This window comes from Corallococcus sp. CA053C, assembly GCF_003611675.1.
Taxonomy (GTDB): Bacteria; Myxococcota; Myxococcia; order Myxococcales; family Myxococcaceae; genus Corallococcus.
In genome coordinates this window covers 18,688-28,998 of sequence record NZ_RAWA01000078.1, presented here as the reverse complement: position 1 = coordinate 28,998, position 10,311 = coordinate 18,688, and the positions used below count along the sequence as shown (strand labels likewise).

Below are 10,311 nucleotides of genomic sequence, written 5' to 3'. Positions count from 1 at the left end.
TTTTTTCACGCAGAAGACGGCATACGATTTTACTACTCGTCTCGTGGGCTCGGAGATGTGTATAAGAGGCAGGCATTGCGCCTATGGGAAGGGAACGGCGCGGTCCGTCGGACGGTGCCCCTCTTCCCGCGAGGACGCCGCATGTCGTCAGAGCCTCTTCACATCGCCACGGAGTTCCCTCCCCCGCCCGTCGAGGAATGGCGTCGACTGGTGGACAAGGACCTGAAGGGCAAGCCCTTCACGGTGCTCCAGTCGCCCCTGGAAGGCGGCCTGTCCCTCCAGCCGCTCTACACGCCCCAGGACGCTCCCGCCCCCTCCGAGCCTCCCGGCGTCGCACCCTACGTGCGAGGCACCCATCCCCTGGGCCACACCGAAGGCGGCTGGGTGGTGTGCCAGGAGTACGCCGGCCCCGACGTGGCGCGGACGGCCGAAGCGCTCCACAACGACCTGGAGCGCGGCTCGCAAGGCGTCTGGCTGGTGTTGGACGCGCCGTACGGCGTCGACGTGAAGGACGCGGCCACGCTGGAGCGCCTGCTCAAGAACGTGCCACTGGACCGCACGCCGGTGCACTTCGAGCCGACCACCGACCTGCTCACGCCCGCGTCCCTCTTCCTCCCGTTCGCCCAGAAGGCCGGCGTCGCGAAGCAGGCGCTGCACGGCAGCCTCGGCATCGACCCCGTCGCGGCCCTGGCGCGCACGGGCGCAGCGAAGGTGGACGTGGCCGGGACGCTCCAGCAGGCCGCGCCCCTGGTGACGTCGCTGCTCAAGGAGGCGCCCGGCCTGCGCGCGCTGCTCGTGTCGTCGAGGCCCTGGGCGGATGCGGGCGCCACGCCCGTGCATGAGCTGGCGTGGGCCATCGCCACCGGCGTGGAGTACCTGCGCGAGCTGGAGCGCGCGGGCGTGACCCCTGGCGACACGGCGCGCTCCATCCAGTTCGCCCTGTCCGTGGGCGGCCAGTTCTTCCCGGAGATCGCCCGGCTGCGCGCGGCGCGGCTGCTCTGGTCCAAGGTCGTCGCCGCTTCCGGCGGTCCGCCGGAGTCGCAGGCCATGGTGCTGCACGCTCGCACCGCCAGCGGCACCAAGACGCAGCGTGACCCATGGGTGAACATCCTGCGCGCCACCGCGGAGTCCTTCGCCGCCGTGATGGCGGGCGCGGACAGCGTGAGCACGTCGCCCTACGACGAGCCCCTGGGCACGCCCGACGAACAGGGCCGGCGCCTCGCGCGCAACACGCAGCTCATCCTGCGCGACGAGTCCAGCCTCAACCGCGTCGCCGACCCCGCGGGCGGCAGCTACTACCTGGAGCAGCTCACCGGCGACCTCGCGCGCGCGGCCTGGGCGGAGCTGCAACGCATTGAAGCGCTGGGTGGCATCACGAAGGCGCTCGTGCAGGGCGACGTGGCCCGCGTGCTCGAGGAGACGCGCGCCGCGCGCGAGAAGGCCGTGCGCACCCGGAAGCTGCCCATCGTGGGTGTCAGCGAGTTCCCCCACCTGAACGAGGCCCCCGTGCAGCGCGAGGCCCATGCCGTCGCGCCCGCGAAGGGCGAGGGTGTCGTCGCGCCGCCGCGCCCCTTCCGCATGGCCGAGGCGTTCGAGTCCCTGCGCGACGCAAGCGACCGCTACCTCGCCGCGCACGGCGCCCGGCCCCGCGCCTTCATGGCGAACCTGGGCACGGTGGCGGAGCACACCGCGCGCTCGACGTGGATCGCCAACGTGCTGGCCGTGGGCGGCATCGAAGCCGACGAACACCGGGGCTTCGCGGACGCGGACAGCGCGGCGGACCTCTTCGCGAAGGCGGGCACGTCGCTCGCCATCCTCTCCGGCCCGGACGCGCTCTACCCCGAACAGGTGCCCGCGCTCGTCGCGGCGCTCAAGACGAAGGGCGCGCGCACGGTCGCCGTCGCGGGCCGTCCTGGTGAACACGAGGCCGCCTTCCGCGCGGCCGGTGTGGATCTCTTCCTCTACGCGGGAGCGGACCTGTTCCAGCTCCTGAAGACGCTGCACACGCAGCTGGGAGTGGCCTGATGCGCCCCACCGTTCCGGACTTCTCCCGCGTCGCCTTCGACGCTCCTGAGACCCAGGCTCCCGCCCCCACGCGTGAAGCGCAGCGCGCCCGCGCCGCCGAGGCCACGCGCACCGCCGAGCGCTGGGACACGCCCGAGGGCATCCCCGTCAAGCCGCTCTACACCGCCGAGGACCTGGAGGGCGTGGAGCACCTGGGCTCGCTGCCCGGCCTGCCCCCGTTCGTGCGCGGCCCGTACTCCACCATGTACGTGCAGCAGCCGTGGACGGTGCGCCAGTACGCGGGCTTCTCCACCGCGGAGGCGTCCAACGCCTTCTACCGGCGCAACCTCGCGGCCGGTCAGAAGGGCCTGTCCATCGCGTTCGACCTCGCCACGCACCGGGGCTACGACAGCGACCATCCGCGCGTCGCGGGCGACGTGGGCATGGCGGGCGTGGCCATCGACTCCATCAAGGACATGCGCATCCTGTTCGACCGCATCCCGCTCGACCAGATGAGCGTGTCGATGACGATGAACGGCGCCGTCCTCCCCGTGCTCGCGCTCTACGTGGTCGCGGCCGAGGAGCAGGGCGTGAAGCCCGAACAGCTCAGCGGGACCATCCAGAACGACATCCTCAAGGAGTTCATGGTCCGCAACACGTACATCTATCCGCCCGGTCCCTCGATGCGCATCATCGGGGACATCTTCAAGTTCACGGCGGAGCGGATGCCGCGCTTCAACAGCATCAGCATCAGCGGCTACCACATGCAGGAGGCCGGCGCGACGCAGGACCTGGAGCTGGGCTACACGCTCGCGGATGGCGTGGAGTACGTGCGCGCGGGCCTCGCCGCCGGACTGGGCGTGGACGCGTTCGCACCGCGTCTGTCGTTCTTCTGGGCCATCGGGATGAACTTCTTCATGGAGGTGGCGAAGATGCGCGCCGCCCGCCTCCTCTGGGCCCGCCTCATCAAGGGCTTCAAGCCCAAGAGCGACAAGAGCCTGGCGCTGCGCACGCATTGCCAGACGTCTGGCTGGAGCCTCACCGCGCAGGACGTCTACAACAACGTCGTGCGCACCTGCGTGGAGGCCATGGCCGCGACGCAGGGCCACACCCAGAGCCTGCACACCAACTCGCTGGACGAGGCCATCGCGCTGCCCACCGACTTCAGCGCGCGCATCGCCCGCAACACCCAGCTCTACCTCCAGTTGGAGAGCGGCACCACGCGCGTCATCGACCCGTGGGGCGGCAGCTACTACGTGGAGCGCCTCACCCATGAGCTCGCGCAGAAGGCCTGGGGCCACATCCAGGAGGTGGAGGCGCTGGGGGGCATGACGAAAGCCATTGAAGCGGGGCTGCCCAAGCTGCGCATCGAAGAGGCCGCCGCGCGCACCCAGGCCCGCATCGACTCCGGACGTCAGGCCATCATCGGCGTGAACAAGTACCCCCCGGAGCGCGCGGACAACATCGAGATCCTCAAGGTGGACAACTCCGCGGTGCGCGAGTCGCAGATCGCCCGCCTGCGCGAGCTGCGCGCCGAACGCAACGCGGACGAGGTGCGCCGCAAGCTGGAGGCGCTCACCGAGGCGGGCCGTCGCAACGAAGGCAACCTGCTCGCGCTCGCCATCGACGCGGCGCGGGCCAAGGCCACGGTGGGGGAGATCAGCGACGCGCTGGAGAAGGTCTACGGGCGCTACGAGGCCACCGTGCGCAGTGTGTCCGGGGTGTACTCCGCGGAAGCCGGCAGCGACCAGGGCATCGCCGAGGCGCGGGCCAAGGCGGACGCGTTCCTCGCGCGCTTCGGCCGCCGCCCGCGCATCCTCATCGCGAAGATGGGCCAGGACGGCCACGACCGGGGCCAGAAGGTCATCGCCACCGCGTTCGCGGACCTGGGCTTCGACGTGGACATCGGGCCGCTGTTCCAGACGCCGGAGGAGTCCGCGCGCCAGGCGGTGGAGAACGACGTGCACGTGGTGGGCGCGAGTTCGCTGGCCGCTGGCCACCTCACGCTGGTGCCGCAGCTGAAGCAGGCGCTCCAGAAGCTGGGCCGCGAGGACATCATGGTCGTGGTGGGCGGCGTCATCCCCGCCCAGGACTACGACGCGCTCAAGGCCGCGGGCGCCGCCGCCATCTTCGGCCCCGGCACGGTCATCGCGAAGGCGGCCGTGGAGCTGCTCGACAAGCTCGCCGCCGCGCTGGAGGAAGAGGCGTGAAGTCGCTGCCCGCGGACACCTACGTGGAAGGCGTGCGGGCAGGAGACCGGGCGCTGCTCGCGCGCGCCATCACGCTGGTGGAGAGCGAACACCCGCGTCACGCGGCGCTCGCGCAGGAGGTCCTCACGAAGCTCCTGCCCCACACCGGGAAGAGCCAGCGCGTGGGCATCAGCGGCGTGCCGGGCGTGGGCAAGAGCACCTTCATCGACGCGCTGGGCATGCACCTGGTGGGTGCCGGCCACCGGGTGGCGGTGCTCGCCATCGACCCGTCCAGCAGCGTGTCCGGCGGCAGCATCCTGGGCGACAAGACGCGCATGGCGCGGCTGGCGCGCGAGACGTCCGCGTACATCCGGCCCAGCCCCTCCAGCGGCACGCTGGGCGGCGTCGCGCGCAAGACGCGGGAGACGCTGCTCCTGTGCGAGGCCGCGGGCTTCGACGTGGTGCTGGTGGAGACGGTGGGCGTGGGCCAGTCGGAGACGGTGGTGGCGGAGCTGGTGGACTTCTACGTGGTGCTGATGCTCGCGGGCGCCGGTGACGAACTGCAGGGCATCAAGCGCGGCATCCTGGAGGTCGCGGACATGGTCGCCATCAACAAGGCGGACGGCGACAACCAGCTCCGCGCCGCGCAGGCCCGCACCCAGTACCGCACCGCGCTGCACCTGATGCGCCCGGGCTCCGAGCCGGAGGTCACCACCTGCAGCGCCATGGAGGGCACCGGCATCGACCTGCTGTGGGCCTCCGTGCAGAAGCACCTCGCGAAGCGCGCCGCCTCCGGGGAGCTGGAGCGCCGGAGGACCCAGCAGCAGGTGGGCTGGATGTGGGCCATGGTGCACGACGGCCTGCGAGCGGCCCTGCGGGCGCACCCCGAAGTGGCCGCCCTCGTCCCCGCGCTGGAGCGGGACGTACGCGAAGGCCGCGCGACCCCGACGTCGGCCGCACTGCGTGTGCTGGGGGCCTTCCTTCCCCAATCCCTGGCTTGACGGGCCGCGTCGTCCAAAGGGCAACGTCTGTCTCAATCGCTTGCCGGGCCCGCACCGCACTCCTAGTGTACGCGCGTGCGACACCCCCAACCGACGACCGCTCCCCAGCCCTACAAGCCGCGCTTCCACGTCCGCATCGTCACGGCCGCCAGCCTGTTCGACGGACACGACGCAGCCATCAACGTGATGCGCCGCCTGATGCAGGCGTCCGGCGCGGAGATCATCCACCTGGGCCACAACCGGTCCGTGGCGGAGATCGTCGACTGCGCCATCCAGGAGGACGCCCAGGGCATCGCCCTCACGTCCTACCAGGGCGGCCACGTCGAATACTTCAAGTACATGATCGACCTGCTGCGCGAGCGCGGCGCGAACATCAAGGTGTTCGGCGGCGGCGGCGGCACCATCCTCCCCACGGAGATTGAGGAGCTCCACCGCTACGGCGTCACGCGCATCTACTCGCCGGACGACGGGCGGGCCATGGGCCTGCAGGGGATGATTGACGACCTCATCTCCCAGTGCGACTTCGAGAAGCGCCCCGCGGACTTCAAGCCGCTGCTGGAGCAGCCGCTCCCTCGCGAGCCCGCGCGCATCGCGTCGCTCATCACCATCGCGGAGAACTTCGCGGACGCAGGCGAAGCGCTGCGCACCGCGCTCGCCGAGGCCCGGGTGGAGTCCCCGCGCGTGCCCGTGCTGGGCATCACCGGCACCGGCGGCGCCGGCAAGTCCAGCCTCGTGGATGAACTGGTGCGCCGCTTCCTCGCGGACTTCCCGGACAAGACGCTCGCGGTGCTGTCCGTGGATCCGTCCAAGCGCAAGTCCGGCGGCGCGCTCCTCGGCGACCGCATCCGCATGAACGCCATCGACAACCCGCGCGTCTACATGCGCTCGATGGCGACCCGCCAGAGCAACCTGGCGCTGTCGCGGCACGTGGCCCACTCGATTGAGGTCTGCAAGGCGGCGGGCTTCGACCTCATCGTCGTGGAGACGTCCGGCATCGGCCAGTCGGACACGGAGATCACCGAGCACTCCGACGTGGCGCTCTACGTGATGACCGCCGAGTACGGCGCGGCGACGCAGCTCGAGAAGATCGACATGCTCGACTTCGCGGACGTCATCGCCATCAACAAGTTCGACAAGCGCGGCTCGCTGGACGCGCTGCGCGACGTGCGTAAGCAGTGGCGGCGCAACCACAACGCCTTCACCCTGGCCGAGGACGCGGTGCCCGTGTACGGCACCATCGCGTCGCAGTTCAACGACCCGGGCATGAACACGCTCTACCGGGCCATCATCGATGCGCTGGTGAAGAAGACGGGCGCCCAGCTGCCGTCCCACTTCGCGCTCACGCCCGGCATGAGCGAGAAGAAGTGGATCATCCCCCCGGAGCGCACGCGCTACCTGGCGGAGATCGTCGAAGCCTGCGAGTCCTACGACGGCTTCGTGCGCGCCCAGGCCGCCATCGCCCGGCGCATGTACCAGCTCCACGGCACCATCCAGGCCCTGCGCCAGAACGTGGGCAAGAAGAAGCTGGAGATCGTCGAACCGAAGGACCCGTCCGACGTGGTGCAGGTGACCGAGCGCGTGGAGGGCGAGCCCGCGTACCTGGGTGACCTGGTGGCGCTGTACCAGGACCTGGAGAGCCGCCTGCACGCGGACTGCCGGCGCCTGCTGGCGGAGTGGCCCGCGACGAAGAAGCGCTACGCGGCGTCCAAGTACCAGTTCCAGGTGCGCGACAAGGTCATCGAGCTGGACCTCATCACGGAGACACTCTCCCACCTGCGCATCCCCAAGATTTCGCTCCCCCGCTACGAGGACTGGGGCGACATCCTGACGTGGCTCCTGCGGGAGAACGCGCCGGGCGCCTTCCCGTTCACCGCGGGCGTCTTCCCGCTCAAGCGCGAGGGCGAGGACCCGGCGCGCATGTTCGCGGGCGAGGGCGGCCCGGAGCGCACCAACAAGCGCTTCCACTACGTGTCGCGCGGCCTGCCGGCGAAGCGCCTGTCCACGGCGTTCGACTCGGTGACGCTGTACGGTGAGGACCCGGATCACCGGCCGGACATCTACGGCAAGGTGGGCAACTCGGGCGTGTCCATCGCCAGCGTGGACGACGCGAAGAAGCTCTACTCCGGCTTCGACCTGGCGGATCCGTCCACGTCCGTGTCGATGACCATCAACGGCCCCGCGCCCATGCTGCTGGGCTTCTTCCTCAACGCGGCGGTGGATCAGCAGTGCGAGAAGTGGATCCGCGCGCAGGGCAAGGTGGAGGAGGTCGAGAAGCGCATCGACGCGCTCTACCGCGAGCGCGGCCTGCCGCGTCCGCGCTACCAGGGTGAGTTGCCCCAGGGCAATGATGGGCTGGGATTGCTGCTGCTGGGCGTGTCCGGTGACGAGGTGCTGCCCGCGGATGTCTACGCGAAGATCCGCGCGTCCACGTTGCAGGCGGTGCGCGGCACGGTGCAGGCGGACATCCTCAAGGAGGACCAGGCGCAGAACACCTGCATCTTCTCCACCGAGTTCGCGCTGCGGGTGATGGGCGACATCCAGCAGTACTTCATCGACCAGAAGGTGCGGAACTTCTACTCGGTGTCGATCTCCGGGTACCACATCGCGGAGGCCGGGGCGAACCCCATCTCCCAGCTGGCCTTCACGCTGGCGAACGGCTTCACCTTCGTCGAGTACTACCTGTCGCGCGGGATGCACATCGACGACTTCGCGCCCAACCTGTCGTTCTTCTTCTCCAACGGCATGGACCCCGAGTACGCGGTGCTGGGGCGCGTGGCCCGCCGCATCTGGGCCAAGGCCATCCGGGACAAGTACGGCGGCAATGACCGGTCGCAGAAGTTGAAGTATCACATCCAGACGTCGGGCCGGTCCCTGCACGCGCAGGAGATTGCCTTCAACGACATCCGCACCACGCTCCAGGCCCTGCTGGCGCTCAACGACAACTGCAATTCGTTGCACACGAATGCGTATGACGAGGCCATCACCACGCCCACGGAGGAGAGCGTGCGGCGCGCGCTGGCCATCCAGCTGGTCATCAACAAGGAGTTCGGCCTGTCGAAGAACGAGAACCCCAACCAGGGCTCGTTCATCATCGAGGAGCTGACGGACCTGGTGGAGGGCGCGGTGCTGGCGGAGTTCCGCGCCATCTCCGAGCGCGGCGGCGTGCTGGGCGCGATGGAGCGGATGTACCAGCGCTCCAAGATTCAAGACGAGTCGCTCTACTACGAGATGCAGAAGCACGACGGGACGCTGCCCATCATCGGCGTGAACACCTTCCTGGACCCGAAGGGCTCTCCCACCGTGACGCCGCCGGAAGTGATTCGCGCCACGAAGGAGGAGAAGGACTACGCCATCACGGCGCGGGACGCCTTCTGGAAGCGCAACGCGAAGACGGCTCCGCAGGCGCTGGAGGCGGTGCGCCGCGCGGCGCTGGACAACGGCAACGTGTTCGCCGCGCTGATGGACGCCTGCAAGGTGTGCACGCTGGGCCAGCTGTCCCGCGCGCTGTACGAGGTGGGCGGGCAGTACCGGCGCAACATGTAGAACGCCGCGCTACAGCGCGGTCCCGGGCGTGAGGCCCGGGACCGCGGTGCGGCCCTGTCAGGGGTCCAGGACCCGGAACTCACAGGTGTAGTCGCCCAGGATCCGCGGACTGCCCGAGTACAGGTCGATGCTGTAGGTCGCCGTCCGCGGCGCCGTATAGGTGTGGACCCACCGCTCGCCGACGTGCTCCCAGGAAGTCGACACCTGTTCGCCCTGGGCATCACGGAAGGTCGCATAGAACTGCTCCTGGCCCGGCGCCGAGTTCCAATCACAGCCGAACTGGTAGCGCTGTCCCGCGGTGGCCTGGAAGGAGAAGAAGTCGTGGTCGACGGTGTCGGGGATGCGGCCCGTCACGGCCTGCACCGGCCCCGTGAGCGGCGTTGCCGTGGCCAGGGTGTCCCCGTGGTCGTCCTCGCCCAGGTCCTCGAACTGGAGGGTGTAGTGCCCCTCCTCCCACAGCGTCGGCAGGATGGGATTGATTGCCACGCGCACGTGGTGCGTCGCCTCGGACGCCTTGAAGGTGGTCCACGTGCGATCAGAGGTCGAGTGGCTGAACGCCCCACCCGGCGCGGCAGAAGCGACCTCGCACATCTTCTTGCCGTCGATCGTGCATGACACCCGGTAGTGGTGCCGGGGCAGGACGCCCAGGGCGAAGACGTCCTTGTCCGGGAGGACCTCGATCTTCGCCTGCACGGACGCGGTGCCTGCCGGGAGCGCGGTTGCCGTCTCCACGGTGTCTCCGTGGTCCTCGGCCCCCATGTCCCTCAGCACGCAGCTGTAGGGCGTGGTGGAGGTGCCCAGGTCCTGGACGTCGGTATAGAACACCCCACCCGGGGACTTGAAGGCGGTGCTTCCCTGCGTGAGGTCCTCGAAGAGAGGCCCCTCCGCGAAGCCGTAGTGTTGCTCCTGGCGGTTGAAGATGGCCAGCTGCCAGGAGGTCGTCGGGAAGGTGCAGGCCAGTGCATAGACATTGCCTGCCACGGTCTGGAACGAGTGCAGATCCCGCTCCTTGTAGTGCTCACTGAGACCCGTCAGGGGCTGCTCTGAGGGCACCCAAGGAGCCGCGGTGCCGTACAGGTCCGCGTGGTCGTCCGGCCCCGTGTCCACGAGGCGGAAGGAGAAAGGACCGCGGGCGTCAAAGTAATACGCATGGACGTCCACGGTGTAGACGGCGTTCTCGGTGAAGCCCGACCAGTGCCGGACAGAGAAGACCTCTCTCGGCGCGTAGTCCCTGTCGATTTCGTAGTCGAGCCTCATCCCCGCCGCGTCCCGCAGTTCCAGGACATAGCCCTCGGACCCCGCCTCCACGATGAAGTCGTAGTGCCGCCCGGCCCTGGCCACGAACGCGAACCGGAGCGGCTGTGCCGTGTCCTCGTTCCAGGGGACGGCATGGACCTCCGTCTCCGACGGCGTCAGCAGCGTGTATCCCTCCGGGATGACGGGCGGCACTGGCCCCGCGTCGGGCCCCGCGTCAGGGGTGGCGTTGGAGGTCGAATCACAGGCGCTCAGCCCGAACAGACAGGCACAGAGCAGGAAGGCAGACAGGGTTTGTCTCATCAGACGCGCCAACCTAT

Annotated in this window: 5 protein-coding genes; 4 read left to right on the top strand and 1 reads right to left on the bottom strand. The window is 69.4% G+C overall.

Features of this window, described 5'->3' with window-relative positions; all coding sequences use genetic code 11:
- Positions 1-141: 141 nt before the first annotated feature.
- The 4 genes from D7V97_RS13525 to D7V97_RS13510 all read left to right on the top strand — a co-directional run bounded on the left by D7V97_RS13525 (position 142) and on the right by D7V97_RS13510 (position 8,737).
- Positions 142-2,025 carry a methylmalonyl-CoA mutase family protein gene (locus D7V97_RS13525; protein ID WP_120611039.1) on the top strand — a complete coding sequence of 628 codons (1,884 nt, stop codon included), beginning with the start codon at positions 142-144 and terminating at the stop codon, positions 2,023-2,025.
- Positions 2,025-4,214 (top strand): methylmalonyl-CoA mutase, encoded by a 2,190-nt coding sequence (scpA, locus tag D7V97_RS13520; protein WP_120611038.1) that lies wholly within the window; start codon positions 2,025-2,027, stop codon positions 4,212-4,214. The genes D7V97_RS13525 and scpA overlap by 1 nt, the downstream gene beginning before the upstream one ends.
- Positions 4,211-5,194 (top strand): methylmalonyl Co-A mutase-associated GTPase MeaB, encoded by a 984-nt coding sequence (meaB, locus tag D7V97_RS13515; protein ID WP_120611037.1) that lies wholly within the window; start codon positions 4,211-4,213, stop codon positions 5,192-5,194. Before scpA ends, meaB begins: the two co-directional genes overlap by 4 nt.
- Before the next feature lie 75 nt (positions 5,195-5,269).
- Positions 5,270-8,737: a methylmalonyl-CoA mutase family protein gene (locus tag D7V97_RS13510; protein ID WP_120611036.1), complete on the top strand. Its 3,468-nt coding sequence runs from the start codon at positions 5,270-5,272 to the stop codon at positions 8,735-8,737.
- A 57-nt stretch (positions 8,738-8,794) separates the two neighbouring features.
- Here D7V97_RS13510 and D7V97_RS13505 read toward each other — a convergent pair whose 3' ends face one another.
- Positions 8,795-10,294: a hypothetical protein gene (locus D7V97_RS13505; protein WP_147444805.1), complete on the bottom strand. Its 1,500-nt coding sequence runs from the start codon at positions 10,292-10,294 to the stop codon at positions 8,795-8,797.
- Between the last annotated feature and the right edge of the window lie 17 nt (positions 10,295-10,311).